Raw genomic sequence first — 18,735 nt, forward strand, 5'->3', positions numbered from 1 at the left:
CGAAGATCGCGGATTATCTTCCCGTTACGAATCGGGGGCGCGGATATTTCCGCAGGTCAGATATTACTAATACGAATCAGAGGTATCAGTGTGGGGCTTCCCAATGCCTCGGCCGTCCTGGCGCTCGCCGCCGTCCTGCTCCTGCCCCAGCCCGCCCACGCGACCGTGACCGTCCACAGCGCCTCCGCCGCCGTCGGGACCGTCCACGGCGCCGATGTCAACGTCGCCGGGACCGTTCGCGCCGCCGGGACCACCTACTACGTCGACGCGACCGGCGGCTCCGACAGCGCGGCCGGGACCTCGCCCTCGGCCGCCTGGAAGACGCTCGGCAAGGTCAACGCCCAGACCTTCGGCCCGGGCGACAGCATCCTGCTCAAGTCCGGCGAGGTCTGGAGCGGCCAGTACCTCGACCTGCACGGTTCGGGTGCGGCAGGTGCGCCGATCGTCCTCGGCCGGTACGGCACCGGCGCGAAGCCCCGCATCGACTTCGCCGACACGGCCGTCGGCGGCGAGGGCTTCGGGGTGCGGCTGAAGAACGTCTCGTACTGGGAGATCGGCGAGCTTGAGATCACCAGCGGGCAGCAGCCCACCGACCGGCGGCGCAGCGGCGTCCTCGTCGTCGGCGAGGGCTCCGGCGCGGGGGACTTCACCCACATCCACGTCAAGAACACCTACGTCCACGACGTGTTCGGCACCGACCGCCGGACCGGCGGGATCAACTTCCACGCCCGCGGGACCTCCACCGGGCCCGAGAGCACCTGGACGGACGTGCTCATCGAGGGCAACACCGTCGACAACGTCGCCGACACCGGCATCCAGACCATGACCGACGCGCTGCTCAACACCACGTGGGCGCATGACTTCGACGCCTTCAAGAACCTGGTGATCCGCGGCAACACCGTCACCCGGATCCACCGCGACGGGATCCTCGTCCGGTCCGGCCGGGCCCCGCTCGTCGAGCACAACACCACCGACAGGATCGGTGAGTCCACCACCTCGACCCTGCCCTACCTGGACGACATCGCGGTCGTCGCCGCGCAGTGGATGTACGCCACGACCGACGCGGTCTTCCAGTTCAACCAGGCCTTCCGCACCCGCAGGCTCGACGGCGACGGCCAGCCCTGGGACTTCGACCAGATGGTCTACCGCAGCGTCTACCAGTACAACTACAGCCAGGACAACGAGGGCGGCACGCTGCTCGTCATGGACCAGACCGACGACAACGTGTTCCGCTACAACATCTCCCAGAACGACCTGGACCGCAGTGTCGGGGTGTTCCACCTGGTCAGCGGGTCGGGTGACCTGAAGGTCCACAACAACGTCTTCTACCGCTCGGCCGGGCAGACCGGCCAGATGACCGGGACGTCGACCGGCCAGGTGGCCTACGCGAACAACATCTTCGTGAACCAGGGGAGCGGCGCCTACAGCATCAGCGGCAGCGTCACCTACGACCACAACCTCTACTCGGGCGCCAACGCCAACCAGCCGAACGACCCGAACAAGATCATCGCCAATCCGCGGTTCGTCGCGGCGGGCGGCGCGTCGGGGCTCGCCTCCGCGGGCGCCTACAGACTCCAGCCGGGATCGCCCGGGATCGACAGCGGCGTCGCGGTCCCCTCGCCCGGCGCCCAGGACTTCTTCGGGACCGCGCTCTACCAGGGCTCTCCCGACCGGGGCGCGCACGAGTCGGCCGCGGCCCCCGTCACCACCCTGCTGTCGGACGACTTCGGCGACGGCGACGCGACGGGCTGGACGAGCAGCGGCGGTTCGTGGTCGGTCGCGAACGGCGCGTACTCCCAGACCTCCACCGCCGCCGCGGAGAGCATCGCCGTCACCGGCTCCGCGACCTGGACCGACTACACCGTCCAGGGGCGGGTCCGGCTGGACAACGCGAGCGCCAACGCGGGCCTGGTCTTCCGGTACGCCGACGCCGCCGACTTCTACCTGTTCCGCCTCAACGACGGAACCGACACCGCCGACCTGTACAGGAAGGTCGGCGGCACGCTGACCCGGGTCGCCGGCGCCTCCGTCCCGATCACTCCCGGGGTGTTCCGCACGCTCAAGGCGACCGTGTCCGGCTCGACCGTCACCGGCTTCGTCGACGGGAACCAGGTGCTCACCTGGACCGCCCCCGCCGCCGAGCTGACGGCCGGCAAGGTCGGCCTCCGCATGCACTCGAGCACCGCGACCTTCGACGACCTGCGGGTCACGGCGCCGTAGCCGTACTGACCACAAAGGTTGAGTACACCTGGTGACGCCTTCGTGAGCGGTCCGTTACGCCGGTGCCCGGGCGATCAGGGCCCGGATGAACCAGCCGAGCACCGGCGTGAGGCTCTCCGGCGCGGGCCAGCCGTTGATCACCGCGAGCAGCCGGAGGTATGTCTCCCTGCGGGGGGCGTTCGCGCTCTCCAGCCGGACCAGCAACCGGCGCCGGAGGTCGGCGTCGTCGGGACGGCCGACGACGAAGGCGGGCAGGGACGCGACGAGATCCATGAGCCGATCCTGCTCGCGTCCCTCGCTCCCGCTCACCCCTTTTCCCGGCGTGGGAATCCTCTGTGCCCGGATCGGTTTCGGGCCGCGGGGACCCGTCGGCCTCGGGGTGTCCGGATCCACCGGCTCGGGCTCTCTGCCCGGCCGGACCCTCCGAACCGCCGCACCGGACCGGAGGCCGGTCCGCAGCCGTCCGGAATGATCTGGATCGCGAGCTAGGTTGTATATCTAACTAGCTTGCTTTACCTTCTAGATAGCGAAGCATCTAAGGAGGTTCCGATGTCGTTCACCCCCCTGGCGCTCGTCCTGTCGGCCGTCCTCGTCGGCTATCTGGCCGTCGTCAGTCCCCTGCTCGGCAAGCGCGCGTACGACAGGCTGGCCCGCACGCGGGACCTGGACCCGACGGCCTATCGCCGGATGTTCGCGTTCTGGTGCGCGGAGCTGTGGGTGCTGGCCGCGGTGGCGCTGCTTATCGTCGCGGTGGAGCCGGGGCTCGACGCCGCGGGCATCGGCCTGGTGGTCAAGGAGCCGCCGAGCGAGATCATCGGGATGATCATCGGCTTCCTGGTCGCCGCCACGTTCAGCGTGCTCGTGTTCAGACGGTCGGCGGCCAGAGGCGGGGCCGCCCCCGGACTGGAGGCCGTCGTCCACCTGCTGCCGCGTACCACGGCCGAGCGCTGGTACGCGGCGGGCCTGTCGGTGACCGCCGGTGTCACCGAGGAGATCGTCTACCGAGGGCTGCTCATCGCGGTCGGCACGGGCGCGCTCGGCCTGAGCGAGGAGGTCGCCGCCCTCGCCGCTCTGACGGTGTTCGTCGCGGGACACTTCTACCAGGGGTGGCGCGGCATGTTCACGGTCACCTTGATCGGATTCGCCCTGACCGCGCTCTACCTGAGGACCGGCAGCCTGCTCCTGCCGATCCTGCTGCACGCCCTGATCGACCTTCGCGGCCTGCTGCTGTCCCCGAACCCACGGCGTGAACCGGCCGGAGAGCCCGTCGTGAACCCGGCAGGAACCAGGTGAGGCCAGTTGGGAGCGCCGTCTAAGTAGGATCACCACCATGACGAGCGACCGACGCGCGAGCTGGCTCAAGGGCGTGCTCGACCTGCTGGTCCTCGCGGGCCTGACGGGCGGCGAGAACTACGGCTACGAGATCGTCAAGGACCTCGCCGAGTCGGGCCTCGGCCAGATCAAGGGCGGCACCCTCTACCCGGTGCTCAACCGGCTGGAGGAGGCGGGGCTGGTCACCGCGGAGTTCCGGGTGACCGAGCGCGGGCCCGGCCGCCGCTACTACCAGCTCACCGACCAGGGCAGGCAGACACTCGCCGAGCAGGGCGGGCTCTGGCTGAGCTTCGACGAGTCGGTGCGCGCCGCGCTGGTCAGGGGCGGTGTCGTGGCGCCCGTCCCCACGACCTCGCGCGAACGCGAACGCGACGCCCAGGACAGCCAGGACGCCCGGGACCACGATCAGAAGCAGGAACGAGAACGTGAAGGGGAGCTCCGATGAACCCCGCCTCCGATTCCGGCCCCGCCCCCGGGTCCAGCCCTGCCCCCGGCTCCGGCCCCGCTCCTGGTTCCGCCCCCGGCCCCGACAGCGGCATCGGCCCTGACGCCGCCCCTGACGCCAGACCTGACTCCGGCATCGGCCCTGGCCCCGGTATCGGCATCGACGAGACGGCCCGCGCCTACTTCGACGACCTCGCCGTACTCCTCGCCGAGGCGGGTATGCCGGCCGACCGGGTCGGCGCCATGGTCGCCGAGCTCGCCGGTTACCTCGCCGAGAGCGGCGGCGACCCCGAGGAGGAGTTCGGGCTGGCGGCCGAGCTCGCCGGGGAGCTGACCGGCACCTCCGCCCCGCCCGCCGAGCCCGCCGTGGACGCACGCACCTGGAGCTGGACCGCCGACCTGTTCCACGACGTCACGATGCTCAACGAGTACGGCGCGCAGGGCTGGGAGGTCGACAGGGTCGACGCGAGGGGCCTGTTCGTCTGTGCCCGCGACCCCGAGCACCCGCAGCAGTGGGAGTACCGCAGGGAACTGGTCGCGGGCGGTCGCCGCCGGAGCGTGCTCGACCGGCTCGCCCCGGACGGCTGGGAACCGTGCGGCACCTGGGTGGGCCTCGGATACTTCAAGCGCCCCCGGGCCGCCAGCCTGGGACCCGCCGCGGAACTGACCGCTCCTCCCGGGGCTCCCGACCGGGGCATCTTCCTCAGCCCCAGGTTCTACGCCTTCGTCGCCGGACTCCTCGTCGTGCTCGCGCTGGCGGTGGCGGCCCTGCTCCGGTTCGGCGAGCTGGACGGAGACCTGAGCACCGTCCTGGGCCTGCTCACCGGCGCGGCCGTGGGCGCGCTCGTCCCGATGACGCTGTTGTGGATCGCCCAGCGGCGCGGCAGAAGGTCCTGAACCTCATCCCGGACCTCCCCTCCGGCGTGGCCGGGGCGATCCGGCGGGACCGGCCGCGGCGCACCAAACCCCCGACCGGCCGCGGGCCTGGTGCGCCGCGGCCGGTCGGGGGCGTGTCATGATGTCCGGCCATCGTCCGGCATGTCCGGCTCGTCCGGGGTGTGTCCGGCAATGCTCGGGCGAATAAGCCCCTCAGAGGTCCTTCAGTCGCTCATCAGCGGCCCCTCGGTGCCCCAGCGGTCCCTCAGCCCGTCACCACGAACCGGCCGGTGAGCGGGCCCAGCTCCACGGTGTACGTACCCGCGTCGCTCCGGCGCGCGTCGAACGAGAGCCGCACCGCCTTGTCGGCGCGGACCTGGACGGCCTGCCGCTGTTCGACCTCGCCGTTGATCCGCAGGACGGCGTCGTACCCGCCCGTCTTCTCGCCCACGTTCTTCACCTGCGCGGTGATCCGCACCGGGAGGCCCGGACGGACGGTGGACGGGCTGACGTCGAGATCGGTCAGGGCGAAGCGGGGCTCGGGGCCCGGGGTCCGGTCGTGGACGAAGATGTCGGACTTCCGGTTGGTGTCGTCACCGACGAGGTTGGCGGAGGTGCTCTCGAAGGCGACGTACCGCCCGTCCCCGCTGATCGACGGTATGCCGGACGAGCCGTCACCCTCGACGTCCTTGGGAGCGCCGGAGACCCGCGTGGTGGTGCCCGCCTTGAAGTCGCGCACGTACACGTCCGTCCGCCCGTTGGTGTCACCGTCGGCGAGGTTGGTGGCGTAGGTGTAGAACGCCACGGTCTGCCCGTCGGCGCTCAGTGACGGCGCGAAGGACCAGTCGTTGGCCATGCTCCCGTCGGACGCCGCCGACGCGAGCCTCCTCGTGCCGGTCTGCCGGTCGTGGACGTAGATCTGGTACCCCTCAAGCCCGCCGCTCGCGGTGAAGACCACCATCCGCCCGTCGGCACTGATCGACGGGCTGCTCGCCTCCCTCGCCTCCGGCGCGGGGATCAGCTCGGTCTGCCGGTCTGCCGGTCGCGGACGAACACGTCGGCGTGCCCGTTGGTGTCTCCCGGTACGAGGTCGGTGGCTCCGCTCTCGAAGGCGACGAAGCGGCCGTCGGCGCTGATGGACTGCTCACGCGAGTTCCCGTCGCCCACGGCGCCGCCGACACCGACCGAGACGGCCTCGGTCTTGCCGGTGGTCCGGTCGCGGACGAAGACGTCGGTCTTCTCGTTGACGTCCCCGGGCACGAGGTTGGTGGCGTCGCTGTTGAAGACGGCGAAGCGTCCGTCGGCGCTGAACGAGGGGGACGAGGAGAGCCCGTCGCTCCGGGTGCCGTCGGAGGCCACCGAGATCAGCTCGGTCCTCCCCGTCTGCCGGTCGTGCGCGAAGGCGTCGGTCTGGCCGTTGACGTCCCCGGGCACGAGGTTGGTGGCCCCGCTGCCGAACCCGACGAGACGCCCGTCCGCGCTGACGGTCGGGCTCAGCGAGAAGCCGTCGCTCTGCGTGCCGTCGGAGGCCACCGAGACCCGCTCGACCGCCAGGGTACGCAGGTCGGTCACGAAGATGTCGAGGTCGTTGTTGGTGTCGTCCGCGACGAAGTTGGACCCCGGGCTGGCGAACGTCACCACCGCGCCGTCCGCGCTCATCTTCGGCCACCACGCCTCGCCGTTGCCCTGACGGCCGTCCGAGGTCAACGAGACGCGCTCGGTGGCGGAGGACCGAGGGAGGGCGAAGTCGGCACGGGCGGTCTTCGTCCCGAGTACGGTGACCTTGCCGGGCTCCGACCTGGACACGCCGGGAGCCACCACGGCGACCTGGTAGTCGCCCTCGGGCACGTCTTCGATCATGTACTTGCCGTTGACGTCCGTCGTCGTCACGAGACTGTCGGGTACGTCGAGCACCGTGACCGTCGCGCCCGGCACCCTCGAACCGGTCGGGCCGTAGGTCACCCGCCCCGAGATCCTCCCCCAGCGGGTTCGGTCCAGCGCGATCTGGACATCGGAGAAGTGGTTCGCCGTGACGCGGACCCGGGAGGGCTCCTGCCGGTAGCCGAACCTGGACAGCCCCAGGTCGTACGACCCGGCGCCCAGCCGCATCTCGAACCGCCCTCGCTCGTCGGTCTCGACGGTCCGGCCGGTGTCCGTCCGGGTGACCGCCACCCCGGCGAGCGGCTTGCGGGTCTTCTCGTCGGTGACGACGCCCCGGACACCGCTCGCCAGAGCCGCCTCCGCGACGGCGGCGTACGCGTCGATCCGGCCCGCGCCGAAGCGCGCGTTCGGGCGCTCGCCGTAGCGCTTGTCGAAGAAGGACGTACCGGCCAGGATGTCCAGCGTCTCGTCGACGCCGAGGTCGCGGCGGGCCTCGACCATCAGCGCGACCGTGCCGGAGACGTGCGGGGTCGCCATCGAGGTGCCGCTCAGCATTCCGTACTCGCCGCCCGGCAGGGCCGAGAGCACGTCCACTCCGGGCGCCGAGATGTCGGGGACGACGTACGACTCGGGCCACTCGGCGGGGGCGTCGATCCAGTCGGTCCTGCGGACCACTCCGCCGCAGGAGAACTCCGGCACGTCGTCGCCGGCGTCGGTGGCGCCGACGGACACGGCCTCGTAGACGTTGCCGGGGCTGCCCGACCCTCCTTCGAGGCATTCGTTGCCGATGGCGAAGGAGGGGAAGGCACCGGCCAGGTAGATGTTCCTGGCCGGTTCGATCATCTCGTCGGCGTAGCCCTCCGCGCCCAGCGACATGCTGACGACATCGGCGGGCTTCCCCGCGGGAGTGCCGTCGGTCGCGTACGGCGCGATCGCCCACTGCATGCCGGCGATCACCTGGGCGAGCGTTCCGTTGCCGCCGGGGATGACCAGGCCCGCCATCAGCTCGGCGCCGGGCGCGACGCCGATCCGCGTGCCCGACGCGTTCCCGCCGGCGATCGTGCCCGCCACGTGCGTGCCGTGGTAACTGCTGTCGTGGGGCGAGGAGGGCACCGGCCTGCCGTCCGGGCCGAACTCGATCCAGCCACCCGGGTAGGACGGGTCGGACGCGTCGTCGGTGACGAGCTTTCCGGTGAGGTCGGGGTGGGCGATGTCGACACCGGTGTCGAGGACCGCCACGCGCACGCCGTCACCGGTGAGCCCTCGCTCCTCGCGCACTCGGTCGGCACCGATCTTCTCGATGCCCCAGGTCGACTCCCCGGCCTTCGCGGCGCGGCTCGGCGGCCCGGCGGGTGGCTCGGGCGGGGCCTTGAGCGCGAAGTTGGGAATGATCCGGTCGACCAGGGCGAGGGCGGCCAGCGCCTCCAGGGTGGCGGGCCTGGCCCGCACGAGGACCATGTTCTTGATCCAGAATGTGTTGAGCACCTGGTCGCCCTGGGACTCGACCAGCCGGACGACGGGGGCCTGCACGGCATCGGCCGTCTCGGCCAGGGCCTTTCGCGCCTCGCTCGGCGAGGGGACCGCCGACCGGAGGCCGGGGCTTGCGCCGAGCACGACGACGGCCTCGACGCGGTCGTCGGCCCGGGCTCCGGAGGCCCTCGTCCGGTCGATCAGCTCAGGGGCGATCTTTCCTCGCCGGTCTTGCTCCGCGGGAGGCCTCCCCGCCGAGGGCTTCTCGGCCGAGGCCGGATTCGCGGCCATGGCCGGGCTCGACGGCAGGACCGCGGCGAGTGATCCCAGGACGAGGAGTGCGGCGAGTGACAGGCGTTGCCCGCGAGATCGTAGGGCGGACAGCGACATGGGGGGCTCCTTCGTTCAGGTGCGCGCTGTGATGCTCCTGAACGCTGACATCAGCGGTCATCTCCTGACAAGCTGAGTCAGAGGCGAGTTCCCGTCAGGTGGCGTGAACACGACAGGCGAAGCTGTCGGGCATTCGCGCCGCCGGATGCTCACCGTGCAGGTAAGGAGAGTGTGATGCTTGAGGCGATCGGGCTGAGTCAACAGGACGAGGCGCTGTACGACGCACTCGTGCGCAGGACGCAGGCGACGGTCTCCGAACTCGTTCACGACTGTCATCTGCCGGTGTCAGCCGCGAGACGGACGCTGCGGTCGCTCGTGGACCTCGGCCTCGCCACCCGTTCCACGGGACGTCCCGTCCGCTACGTCGCCGTCTCACCGGACAGCGGGCTGGAGGCCGTGCTGCGCGAGCGCGAGGCCGGGCTGCGCGACGTCCGCCTGCACATCGGGACGCTGGTCAAGATGTACCGCGCGGGCACCCGGTTCGCCCATCCGGGCGACCTGATCGAGATGGTCTCGGGGCGCGACGAGGTCAACCACCACTGGGTGCAGATGCAGCAGAACACCCGGACCCAGATGCGGGGGTTCGACCGCCCGCCCTACGCCGCCCCGCAGGCGCACACCGAGCCGAACCACGTGGAACTCGCCCTGCTGAAGCGGGGGGTGAAGTATCGGGTCATCTACGACAGGACCGCGCTCGCGCTTCCCGGCTGGTTGGACGACGTCACAGCCGGGATGCGACACGGGGAACAGGCCAGGATCGCCGCGGACCTGCCGATGAAACTCGCCGTCTCCGACGACCGCCTCGCCATCATCCCGCTGCTCCACCCGGTGGACGACATGGTCGCGGCGTCCTACGTGATCCACCCCTCCCCGCTCCTGGACGCGCTGGTAGCCCTCTTCGAGATGACGTGGACGCGCAGCGTCCCGGTCCAGCTGAACTCACCCGATTCCGAGGTGCTCTCCGAGGAGGAGGCGAGGCTGCTCACGCTGCTGGCGTCGGGAGCGACCGACAAGGCCGCCAGCCGGGCCCTGGGCTGGAGCGAGCGCACCGTGCAGCGGCACGTCACCAAGCTGATGAACCGCGTCGGGGCACAGACCCGCTTTCAGGTCGCGATGGAGGCCACCCGGCGAGGCTGGATCTAGCCGTTCGGTACGCCCCTCGCCGCCCGTGTCTCGCACGTGATGAGCCCGGTGAGCACTTGGGAAAGGCCCGGTTCGGTGGGCGGACAGAAGCTCCGGGGCTGCTTGAACGGGTATTCGCCGCGGATGGGACAGCCGGTTTCGGCCGGTTTCGGTCGGTGAGGGAACAGCCGTCGGCGTCAGCGGGTCGCGGCGGCCACGCGCAGGCCGAGGACGATGAGAACGGTGCCGCTGACGGCCTCCAGGCGGCGACGGATCACGGGCCTGCGGAACCACGCGCCCGCGCGTCCCACCACCGCGGCCAGGGCGAGGTACAGCACGATCTCGACGGCCACCTGCAGGAGCGCGAGGAGTGCGGTGGTGGAGAACAGCGGCTGGTCGGCCGGTACGAACTGGGGATAGAAAGCGATCATGAAGGCCGCGATCTTCGGATTGGCGAGCATCACGAGGGCGCCCTCACCGAAGGCCCTCCACCAGCTCTGCCTCAGGCTGGGCGAGGTGTCCTCTGGCGTCTCCTGCACCGGTCCGGCCTTCCCGATCCGCCACGCGGTGCGCCACGCTTTCAGCCCGAGATAGAGCAGGAAACCCGCGCCGATCACACGGAGAACGACGAAGGCCACCTCGGAAGCGGCCACCAGGGCGGTGAGGCCGGCCGCGGCGAACAACGCCCAGGCGTACAGACCGGCCTCCAGCCCCAGCACCGTCGGCACCGCCCCCCGGAAACCGTGCAGCGCGGCACGACGCAGGATCAGCGCCATCGCGGGACCAGGTGACGCCGAGATCAGCACGACGGCGACAACGAAGGCGGGCAGGGAGGCGACGAGGTCCATGAGTCGAGCATGCTCGCTTCCGTCTCTTCGGCTCAACTCTTTTCCGGCCGAGGCTCTGGTCTCGGAGCCCGGTGCCGAGGGCTCGGCAAGCACGACGTGAAGCCCGGCAACGTGGGCGCGTTGCCGGGCTTGGCTGGGAGGGGTGTCCGTCGCGACGAAGGGGTAAAAGCTTAGGTCAGAGAGTCGAACTTGCCAGCCTTGAGGCCGCCGACGAACGTTTTCCACTGGGTCGGGGTGAAGAGCAGCTTGGGGCCGTTGGGGTTCTTGCTGTCGCGAACGGCGATCACTTCGGGCAGGTTGGCGGCCACCTCAACGCACTGGCCGCCGTTGTCCGAGGAGCGCGATGATTTTCGCCATACTGCGCCACTTAGGTCCATTCCTGCCTCACTTCCTCGATCATTTTGAGAGGTGCGTGCTGGTGGTCCCCGACTGTGGCAGAGCTAGTGGTCGAAGTCGCCGCTCTTGATACGGCGGACGAAGGTGTCCCATGCGGCGGGGGTGAAGAGCAGTTTGGGGCCACGGGGGTTCTTGCTGTCGCGAACGGCGATCACTCCGGGCAGGTTGGCGGCCACCTCAACACACTGGCCACCGTTTCCTGAAGATCGTGATGATTTCCGCCAGATGGCAGCGCTCAGGTCCATGCGCGTCTCGCTTCTTCGATCATCTTGAGGGATACGCGCTCAGGATAAGCCCACAGACGTATCGCCTCATATCTTTCTTGGATAGAGGTCACAAGTTCGTGGTCGTTCGTAATGTATCCCTTGGCCGGTGAGTCCGTGTGAATGGTGATGGGTTGTCTGTCGGGAAGTTCGGCGATCATGAAAGCGCCTGCCAGGCCGGGGAGGCATTCTGGGTCGACGATCTGGACAGAGACAGAGGGGCGCTTGGCGGTCTCCAGTAAGTGATCGAATTGCTCGCGCATAACCTCGGCTCCACCGACCTTACGGCGTAGCACGTCAGCATCGAAGAGCATGATGATACGTGGAGGATTCCCCCTGTCGAGGATCCTCTGCCGCCGTGTCCGCGCTTCGACCCGCTCCTCTACCTCCTCGGGAGTAGCTCGAGGCTCCAGATTGAAGATCTGCCGGGCGTAAGCTTCCGTCTGGAGCAGGCCGGGCACCAGAAGAGGATCCCAGGAGCGGATGGCGAGAGCTCTGGGTTCGATCTCTTCGGCCCAGTTCCAGAACCAGGTTGGTCCACCGGGCTGGGCGATGATGTGCTCGCGTATCCTCGTGAAAGAGATGCCGTTAGCCTTTCCGTAGAGCAGATCCAGTCTTTCGGCGTCGGACTTGGACGGCGTTCGGCTGGCGCTCTCCAGGCGGCTGATCTGAGTTTGGGTGCAGCCAAGGCGTCTGGCCACGGCGGACTGCGAGAGCTGCGCGGCCTCCCGCAGGCGGCGCATTTCGGCGCCGAACCGCACGCGGGGGGATCCAGGGTCGAGGGGCGGCACGCCTTCCATCGCATTTCCTCTCGATTTAGAAAAAACGGACTTAATGGTCGGCTGGTGATATCAAATCCAGTCCAGGTAAACCAACGACTGTCATAGTCCGCTCTATCCTGGGTTGCCTATCCAGTAGTCGATCGACTACTGATAAGGCATTCTAGGCATAGTAATCCTCGTCGCGAAAGTGCTGACAAGAAAGAAGTAAACTACTCTCTTGGTCGGAGGCAAATAGGGTCGGATGTGAATGAGATGTCCCTATTTCTGTCTCTCGGTGTGAGAGTCGGAAAGAATTTGAAAGGCGAAACCATGACGATGAGCGAGTCGCCGGCCGAGGGGATCGCGGCTTCAACCCGCGAGTACATGCCCCTACCCTGGCTGACGACAGTGGTCGGCGTGACCTGGCATCTTCCCTTGACCAACGAACGAGTATGGAAAGGGTGTGGCGAACGTGGTCCAGGTGGGTAAAGATTGATACGTCCCGGCGCCCACCACTCCCGGAGGTCCTAAATGCGCTCCACTCGGTTACTCGCCGTCGGTCTGGCGCTGGTGATAGTGGCCTCAGGGTGTGCTTCCGATCCTTCTCTGAAGGGCGCGGCAGCGGAGTTGCAGAAGGACATGCAGCGACTGGAAGCCGACGACGTCTTCAAGAGTCCAAGCAAGAAACTTCGTATCCTGCAACGTCCTGACAAGGACATCCCTTGTGATAAGGAAAAATTCAAAAGGGTGCTTCGAGCCACGGCAGACTACGAGCGTAAAGGTTCTGATGTGGACGGCCATCTTGATTTGGCTCAAGGGTTGATGGAGAACACGCTTGTGCAGGTGCTCGGATACAAACTTGATTTTGATTTCAGTCAGACGGACGCAGAGGATGGAAGATTCATTTACGGCACGAAGGGGGATTCAGAGCTCAGGGTTACTGTATATGTTGCTCCTGACTCTCCTACTTGGCGGCTACACGCGATGACCGCTTGCCTGTCGCGATAGGGAATATTTTCTTACTTCCAGATCCTTATCTGCTCCTTGGCATGCTCGCTTGTTTGGAATCGCGTTGCGTCCTCAATTTTGTCATCAAGATCACCATTGCTATCCATCCAACGTTCGTAAGGCACTAGTTTATCTCGCAGTGCTTTTTCCCACTCTTTACTGCCTCCCTTGGCTTCCAGCTTTGCCTCTGAAAGAAATTCGTCGTAGGTCTTGAGGTTACCGGTGCTCTTGCTAATGAGCTCGGCAGGAGGTTCGCTCGCCGGATAACCGGCTTGGTGAAGGAGATATGCTATGTCGTATTTTTGGCGCAAGACAAAGTCTGACCGCGCCCCAGTGGCTTCCTCGACTTGTGTGCCGAGACTTTCCACCTGTTCGTCGAGCAGAACACTGACAACGTACGCCTTGGTCAGTTCCCATCCCGTCTCAACAGCATAATGTGCGAGTGGGCCCGCCAATGGAACGCTGTCGATTCCGAGAGAGACGGTGTTCTTGGCGATGTCGCGGACCAGATCATAGGTGGCATCTATCTCACCGCGTACGTCCAGCGTGGCCTTAAATTCTAGAGCGGCGAGGTCGCCGAACATCTTTGCAATTTTTTGGAAGTGGCCATCCTCTGTCCGTGCATCAAGCTGAGCGGCAGCCGTCAGCATGTCGTATCGAAATCTGCCGGCGGTCGTGTCGAAATCGTCGGTCAGGTGCTTTTCTCCTACAAAGGTCTTCATGAATCGGTAGGTGTCGCCGGGGCTGAGATAGAAGGATGGGGTCACGTTGGGAAGGGAGGTCCAGTTTGCTGGGACGCCCATCCCGGAGGTTCGGTCCATGGCTTTATCGAAACGAGCGCCCGAGGCCAATTCATGGATATACGACTTTGCTATCACGTTCATGGAGTCCATCGCCGGTCTCGGAAGGTCTGCGCCGAAGGAGGCCGCTGCACGGATGGCGTCGAAGGCGAAGGCGGCGGCCTCCGGGCTGTGCTGGCCGGCCTTCTCGGTCTTGGCCTCGGTGCCCGCTTCCATTGCCCGGCCGAAGGCGTCGGCCACCTCATCGCCGGTGCCCACGCCCTTGGCGTAGTTGAGGAACAGCTTCATCTTGTCGACCTGGGTGAGCTTGACGTCGGTCCCGCCCATCTTGGAGAAGGCGTCCCGCACCGCTGCGCCGCCTCCGTCGAGAACCTCCAAGCCCATGGCGACCAGGTCGTCAGGCAGGTCGTATTTCTTGCCTCCCAGAGACCCGGCACGCCACTCCTGCGCGGGCCTCTTCGCGAACTCGTCCAGGACCAGTGCGCGGGCCGCCGCGCTCCGGATGGACGAAGGGGCGTTCGCGCCCTTGAGCAGCGCGAGCCGGTTCCACGCGACGATATTGCCATCGACCGGTTTGACCAGGTCGTTTCTGACCTTGGCGAACGCAGGGACGAGGGCGGGGGCGTTCAGGGCCGCGCCGAGGGCCTTACTGAAGGCGGCCAGATCTTGTTTAGCGGTCTTACTGCCGGTAGCCGCGATGACGTTGGGCAGCGCGTCGCGGACCTTGGGGGAGAGCAGGGCGAAGAAGGCGGCGGCGGCCTGGGGGTTTTCTGCGAGTTTGGCAACGTCGTCGATGTGCTCGTGGATGAGCTTGGCCTGCGACTCGCCGTGGAAGTTCACGAGGATGTCCTCGCCGTACATCCTGGCCAGCCCTTGGGCGAGCTCGAAGTCCTTCAGCTCGTCGGGGAGCCGGATGAGCCCTTGGCCGCCCGCCGTCATCGAGGCTGCGCCACCCGTGCCACCCGCGCCGCCCAGCTCAGGGGCGCCGTTGCCCAGGGTTTTGATCAGGTCGATCCGGCCGTGGAGCATGGAGACCTGCCTCCCGGCCCAGTCGGCGATGTCGGCGATCTCCCGCAGCGCGGGGGTGCTGATCCCGTACCGGCCGAGTTTTTGCTCGAACTCCCTGGTGAACGTGGTCAGCCAGTCGGCCTCGCCGCGCAGGGAGGTGGCGAGCTGCCCCATCTGGTCGGGGTCGATGCCGCAGAACTCGGCGGTCGGTGCCATGGAACGTTCCCCCTCGTGGTCGTGACGGTCACGTACGTCCGGCTCATGGTCGTGACGGTCACATGCGTCCGGCCATCTCCCGGCGCATGGCATCCGCCTCGGCCTCGGTCACCAGCGGGGGAGAGCGGCGCAGTTCCTCCTCGACCGCGTCCACCACGCGCTGGGCGAGCCGCCCGAGGGATCGGCGCCGCTCTTCCAGTTCGTTGGTCCAGGTGGTGGCCGTCGGCCCCGTCCACACCTGTCCCGACCGCATCGCCGAGGAGGCGCGCTGATATGTCTGCCGCACCTCGTGAGCCCTGTCTTCGGCCTCGATGAGCAGTTGTCTCAGCCGTTCGTATCGAGGACTGGGCACCATCCGCTCGGCCACGCCACCCCCGCCCTTTTCGTGACCCCGTGATGAAGGAAAAAGTCGCATACCAGAGTAGGTATTGATCGTCTAAGTCGGCAAGTCCCGTACCCGGTCGGCATCGCGCTTTCGCCGATGGGGCCGAGGCCGCCCGCGCGGACGGAAATGATATTTCGGTCATTCCTCTCAGACTTGAACGACTACTCCATCAAACACCATCGGAGTAACGGATGACGCTGTTCGAAAAGCACATCGACGCCATAGAAATCGCCGTCAAGGCCGCGTACTGGATGTGTTTCTTCGCCGGTTTCGTGCTGCTCCTCGCCGGTCACGTGACCATGCTCATGGCGATCGCGATCGGCGTCATGTGGCTGTCTCGCGTCACTCTGCGCCATATCCGGGCGATTCGGACGCGCTGGGACGAGCAGGCCGCCGAGGAGTCGGAGATACGCCGTGAACAGCGGCACCTGAACCGCGAACGAGAGCTGCGTCTCCAGATCCAGCGGCTACAGCAGCCGGACCGTTGATCTCATGCTGTCGTTCCGACGGTCGCCCTCTCCGTTCACACCGCGTTCCCGCCGCCGCACCGGTCGCATCCCGAAGGTGGGTTAGGTTGAGGCTTGCCTGAAATGCCGTTAAAGGGATGCGTCAATGTCGGCACCGTCCGCACTTCCCCCCTCTCTCGTGCGCCTGCTGGCGCGGCCCGCCCCTCCCGGAGGGCTCTCCGACCTCAAGCACGTCGTCTTCGTCATGCAGGAGAACCGGTCGTTCGACCACTACTTCGGCCGGATGCGCGGGGTACGCGGCTACGGGGACCGCAACGCGGTGTCCACCCGGGCGCTCCGCCCGATCTTCGAGCAGGACGGGATCCTGCCCTTCTCCCTACGGGAGGCGGCCGAGCGCGCGGGAGCCGACCCGATGCTGCTCGACACCCACGACCACACCTGGCTCGGTACGCAGAACGCCTGGGCGATGGGCTGGAACGACGCCTGGGTGCCCAACAAGGGGCCGTCCACCATGGCGTACTACGACCGCGGGGATCTTCCGTTCCACTACGAGCTGGCGGACGCGTTCACGATCTGCGACGCCTACCACTGCTCGGTGCTGAGTTCCACGACGCCGAACCGCAACTACCACGTCTCCGGCCACACGGGTGACGAGCCGGGCACCGAGCAGCGGGCCGTCGACAACGGCGCCTGTGAGGAGGACGGGCACCCGGGCTACACCTGGACCACGGTGCCCGAACTGCTGACCGAAGCCGGGCACTCCTGGCAGGTTTACCAGGAGTGGGACAACTACCAGTGCAACAACTTTGAGTTCTTCGCCACGTTCAAGGCGGTCATGGCGAAACTCGGGCAGAGCAGCATGCACTCGTTCTACGAGAAGGTGCGCGCGTCCGAGGATCCCGCGCGGATGCTCGCCGAGCTTGAGGAGAAGGTGGCACGCCTGGATCCGGCCGACCGGGCGCTCTACGACCGGGCGTTGCGGCGCACCCGGACGGGCGGGCTGGGGGACTGGTTCGCCGCCGACGTGGCGGCGGGACGCCTTCCGGCGGTCTCGTACGTCGTGACCTCGCTCGCCGACTCCGAACACCCCGAGGGCTCCTCGGCGGTGGAGAGCGGGAAGGTCGTCTACCGGATTCTCGACGCGCTGGCATCGAGCCCGGAGGTGTGGGCGAGTACCGCGGTCTTCGTCACCTATGACGAGAACGACGGTTTCTTCGACCACGTTCCCCCGCCCGTCCCGCCGGATGGAACCCCGGGGGAGTTCGTCGGAGGGCGGCCCATCGGGCTGGGCATGCGCGTCCCGATGATCGTCGTATCGCCGTGGAGCGTGGGCGGCCATGTCTGTTCGCAGACGTTCGACCACAGCTCGACGGTCCGGTTCCTGGAGACCTGGCTCGGCATCGAGGCCCCCGATATCGGTGCCTGGCGGCGGACCGTCGCCGGAGACCTCACCTCCGCCTTCGACTTCGCCCGTCCGGAGGCATGGCCCACGCCCATGACGCCGGAAATCAATGTCCCGGAGGGTGCCGCGTCCGCCCAGGGTGCTCTGACCGATCAGGATATCTCGGCCGACCGGGACGCTCAGGTCGTCCAGGACATCTCGACCGGTCGGGACGCTCAGGTCGTCCAGGGTGTCGCGGCCGGCCGGGACGCTCAGGTCGTCCAGGGTGTCGCGGCCGGCCGCTGGTATCCCGACGCCCCCGCCGAGCAGCGCATGCCGTGCGCGGAACCGGGCGTCAGGGCCGCCCGCGCGCTGCCGTACCGGCCCGACGCCTCGGCACGCACCGGCGGTCGCGCCGTCGAGATCACGATGAGCAACACCGGTACGGAGAGCGCGCACCTGGCGCTGTACGGCTACATGGGGGAGCTCGTCCGGCCCATGCACTTCGACGTGCTGGGCCAGGTCCGCGAGGTGGTCTACTTCCCCTGTCCCACGTACGCCCTCGTTCTCACCGGCCCGAACGGTTTCCGCAGGGAGTTTCGGGGTGGGACCGACGACAGGGTGGAGATGTCCAGCGTGATCGACGCGGCCACCCGGACGATCGAGATCACCGTCGTCAACACCGGTAACAGACCCGCCGACGTGACGATCCTGCCCCTCGCCTACGGGGGGACGGCGCGGACGCTGCGGGTCGCGTCCCAGGGCACCGCGCGGGTGCCGTGGCGGGCCGCGACCGGGTGGTACGACCTGTGGATCACCGTCGCCGGGGACACCGGCTTCGCCCGACGCCTGATGGGACACATCGAGAACGGCGAACCGAGTGTCACGGGCTGACGGCCGCCGGGGACGGCAGGGGAGAAATGTCGGTGTGCTCTGGTAGACCGTGGGCCATGGGTGTGAGCGTGGATGAATTCCTGGAGATGGTGAAGCGGCTGCCGGAGACCGAGCAGGGCGACGGCGGTGAGTGGGTCTCGCTGAAGGTGCGGGGCAAGGGCTTCGGCTACCTGTGGGAGAAGACGGAGACCGTGGGGCTCAAGTCGACGATCGCCGAGCAGCTCGCGCTGGTGGCGGAGCGGCCGGAGGTGTTCGAGATCCAGTTCACCGCGGGCCAGTTCGGCTGGGTCGTGGTCCACCTCGCGAAGATCGACGCGGACGAGCTGTTCGAGCTGGTCACCGAGGCGTGGTGCCTGACGGCTCCCAAGAAGCTCGTCGACGCCCACGAGGCCGCACACTAGCCCCGGTTGGCCCCATTTTCCGCATGTGTCGCATCGTTGCTGGTCAAATGCCATATTCGATCAGGTTGGCTGGGTAATCGTGCTGGTTCGGGGGTGGCACATGCGGAACGCGGGGCCGACAGGAGGTTGGCTCACGGGAAGGTGAGCGTGCGGCTCGTGGTCACGGTGACGC

The 18,735-nt window shown here is 67.5% G+C and carries 17 protein-coding genes and 1 pseudogene; 9 read left to right on the forward strand and 9 right to left on the reverse strand.

From position 1 onward, the window contains the following. Positions 1-90 precede the first annotated feature (90 nt). A complete protein-coding gene (locus ACFY3V_RS25915; protein WP_389776929.1) occupies positions 91-2,220 on the forward strand; it encodes a family 16 glycoside hydrolase in 2,130 nt (709 codons plus the stop codon). 54 nt (positions 2,221-2,274) lie between these two features. Here the strand turns inward: ACFY3V_RS25915 and ACFY3V_RS25920 are convergent, their stop codons facing one another. Further along, positions 2,275-2,493 carry a hypothetical protein gene (locus ACFY3V_RS25920; RefSeq protein WP_389776932.1) on the reverse strand — a complete coding sequence of 73 codons (219 nt, stop codon included), beginning with the start codon at positions 2,491-2,493 and terminating at the stop codon, positions 2,275-2,277. A 276-nt stretch (positions 2,494-2,769) separates the two neighbouring features. Here ACFY3V_RS25920 and ACFY3V_RS25925 point away from each other — a divergent pair, with 276 nt between their 5' ends. From ACFY3V_RS25925 to ACFY3V_RS25935, 3 genes and pseudogenes are all read left to right on the forward strand, one after another. Next, positions 2,770-3,513, forward strand: a complete 744-nt coding sequence (locus ACFY3V_RS25925; protein ID WP_389776935.1) for a CPBP family intramembrane glutamic endopeptidase — start codon at positions 2,770-2,772, stop codon at positions 3,511-3,513. Between the two features lie 37 nt (positions 3,514-3,550). Further along, a pseudogene (locus ACFY3V_RS25930) lies at positions 3,551-3,883 on the forward strand (PadR family transcriptional regulator); the annotation flags it as partial. A gap of 110 nt (positions 3,884-3,993) precedes the next feature. Then, positions 3,994-4,893 carry a hypothetical protein gene (locus ACFY3V_RS25935; RefSeq protein ID WP_389776938.1) on the forward strand — a complete coding sequence of 300 codons (900 nt, stop codon included), beginning with the start codon at positions 3,994-3,996 and terminating at the stop codon, positions 4,891-4,893. A 244-nt stretch (positions 4,894-5,137) separates the two neighbouring features. Here ACFY3V_RS25935 and ACFY3V_RS25940 read toward each other — a convergent pair whose 3' ends face one another. Both ACFY3V_RS25940 and ACFY3V_RS25945 read right to left on the reverse strand, forming a co-directional pair. Continuing rightward, the gene (locus ACFY3V_RS25940) at positions 5,138-5,833 is read right to left on the reverse strand and encodes a TolB family protein (protein WP_389776941.1); all 696 of its coding nucleotides are present in this window, start codon (positions 5,831-5,833) and stop codon (positions 5,138-5,140) included. A gap of 56 nt (positions 5,834-5,889) precedes the next feature. Then, a complete protein-coding gene (locus ACFY3V_RS25945; protein WP_389776944.1) occupies positions 5,890-8,613 on the reverse strand; it encodes a S8 family serine peptidase in 2,724 nt (907 codons plus the stop codon). A gap of 174 nt (positions 8,614-8,787) precedes the next feature. On the opposite strand from ACFY3V_RS25945, the gene ACFY3V_RS25950 reads away from it, so the two are divergent. Continuing rightward, positions 8,788-9,756 (forward strand): helix-turn-helix domain-containing protein, encoded by a 969-nt coding sequence (locus tag ACFY3V_RS25950; RefSeq protein WP_389776947.1) that lies wholly within the window; start codon positions 8,788-8,790, stop codon positions 9,754-9,756. 176 nt (positions 9,757-9,932) lie between these two features. Here ACFY3V_RS25950 and ACFY3V_RS25955 read toward each other — a convergent pair whose 3' ends face one another. The 4 genes from ACFY3V_RS25955 to ACFY3V_RS25970 all read right to left on the reverse strand — a co-directional run bounded on the left by ACFY3V_RS25955 (position 9,933) and on the right by ACFY3V_RS25970 (position 12,042). After that, positions 9,933-10,583 (reverse strand): LysE family translocator, encoded by a 651-nt coding sequence (locus tag ACFY3V_RS25955; RefSeq protein WP_389776950.1) that lies wholly within the window; start codon positions 10,581-10,583, stop codon positions 9,933-9,935. Positions 10,584-10,753: 170 nt separating this feature from the next. Next, on the reverse strand, positions 10,754-10,960 hold the full coding sequence (locus ACFY3V_RS25960; RefSeq protein ID WP_389776953.1) for a DUF397 domain-containing protein: 207 nt from the start codon (positions 10,958-10,960) through the stop codon (positions 10,754-10,756). 63 nt (positions 10,961-11,023) lie between these two features. Next, positions 11,024-11,224 (reverse strand): DUF397 domain-containing protein, encoded by a 201-nt coding sequence (locus ACFY3V_RS25965; protein WP_389776956.1) that lies wholly within the window; start codon positions 11,222-11,224, stop codon positions 11,024-11,026. Next, positions 11,215-12,042, reverse strand: coding sequence for a helix-turn-helix domain-containing protein (locus ACFY3V_RS25970; RefSeq protein ID WP_389776959.1), 828 nt, complete (start codon positions 12,040-12,042; stop codon positions 11,215-11,217). The genes ACFY3V_RS25965 and ACFY3V_RS25970 overlap by 10 nt, the downstream gene beginning before the upstream one ends. A 492-nt stretch (positions 12,043-12,534) precedes the next feature. On the opposite strand from ACFY3V_RS25970, the gene ACFY3V_RS25975 reads away from it, so the two are divergent. Next, a complete protein-coding gene (locus tag ACFY3V_RS25975; protein ID WP_389776961.1) occupies positions 12,535-13,011 on the forward strand; it encodes a hypothetical protein in 477 nt (158 codons plus the stop codon). Positions 13,012-13,022: 11 nt separating this feature from the next. Here ACFY3V_RS25975 and ACFY3V_RS25980 read toward each other — a convergent pair whose 3' ends face one another. Further along, on the reverse strand, positions 13,023-15,035 hold the full coding sequence (locus ACFY3V_RS25980; protein ID WP_389776966.1) for a hypothetical protein: 2,013 nt from the start codon (positions 15,033-15,035) through the stop codon (positions 13,023-13,025). Positions 15,036-15,093: 58 nt separating this feature from the next. Next, the gene (locus ACFY3V_RS25985) at positions 15,094-15,402 is read right to left on the reverse strand and encodes a hypothetical protein (RefSeq protein ID WP_362902256.1); all 309 of its coding nucleotides are present in this window, start codon (positions 15,400-15,402) and stop codon (positions 15,094-15,096) included. A gap of 209 nt (positions 15,403-15,611) precedes the next feature. Between ACFY3V_RS25985 and ACFY3V_RS25990 the strand changes: the two genes are divergently transcribed. The 3 genes from ACFY3V_RS25990 to ACFY3V_RS26000 all read left to right on the forward strand — a co-directional run bounded on the left by ACFY3V_RS25990 (position 15,612) and on the right by ACFY3V_RS26000 (position 18,563). Then, positions 15,612-15,908, forward strand: coding sequence for a hypothetical protein (locus ACFY3V_RS25990; RefSeq protein WP_362902254.1), 297 nt, complete (start codon positions 15,612-15,614; stop codon positions 15,906-15,908). Between the two features lie 124 nt (positions 15,909-16,032). After that, positions 16,033-18,162 carry a phosphocholine-specific phospholipase C gene (locus ACFY3V_RS25995; RefSeq protein WP_389776970.1) on the forward strand — a complete coding sequence of 710 codons (2,130 nt, stop codon included), beginning with the start codon at positions 16,033-16,035 and terminating at the stop codon, positions 18,160-18,162. A 56-nt stretch (positions 18,163-18,218) separates the two neighbouring features. Then, positions 18,219-18,563 carry an MmcQ/YjbR family DNA-binding protein gene (locus ACFY3V_RS26000; protein ID WP_350946020.1) on the forward strand — a complete coding sequence of 115 codons (345 nt, stop codon included), beginning with the start codon at positions 18,219-18,221 and terminating at the stop codon, positions 18,561-18,563. Positions 18,564-18,735: the final 172 nt, after the last annotated feature.

It is taken from the genome of Streptosporangium sp. NPDC000095 (genome assembly GCF_042899335.1).
Classification (GTDB): Bacteria; Actinomycetota; Actinomycetes; order Streptosporangiales; family Streptosporangiaceae; genus Streptosporangium.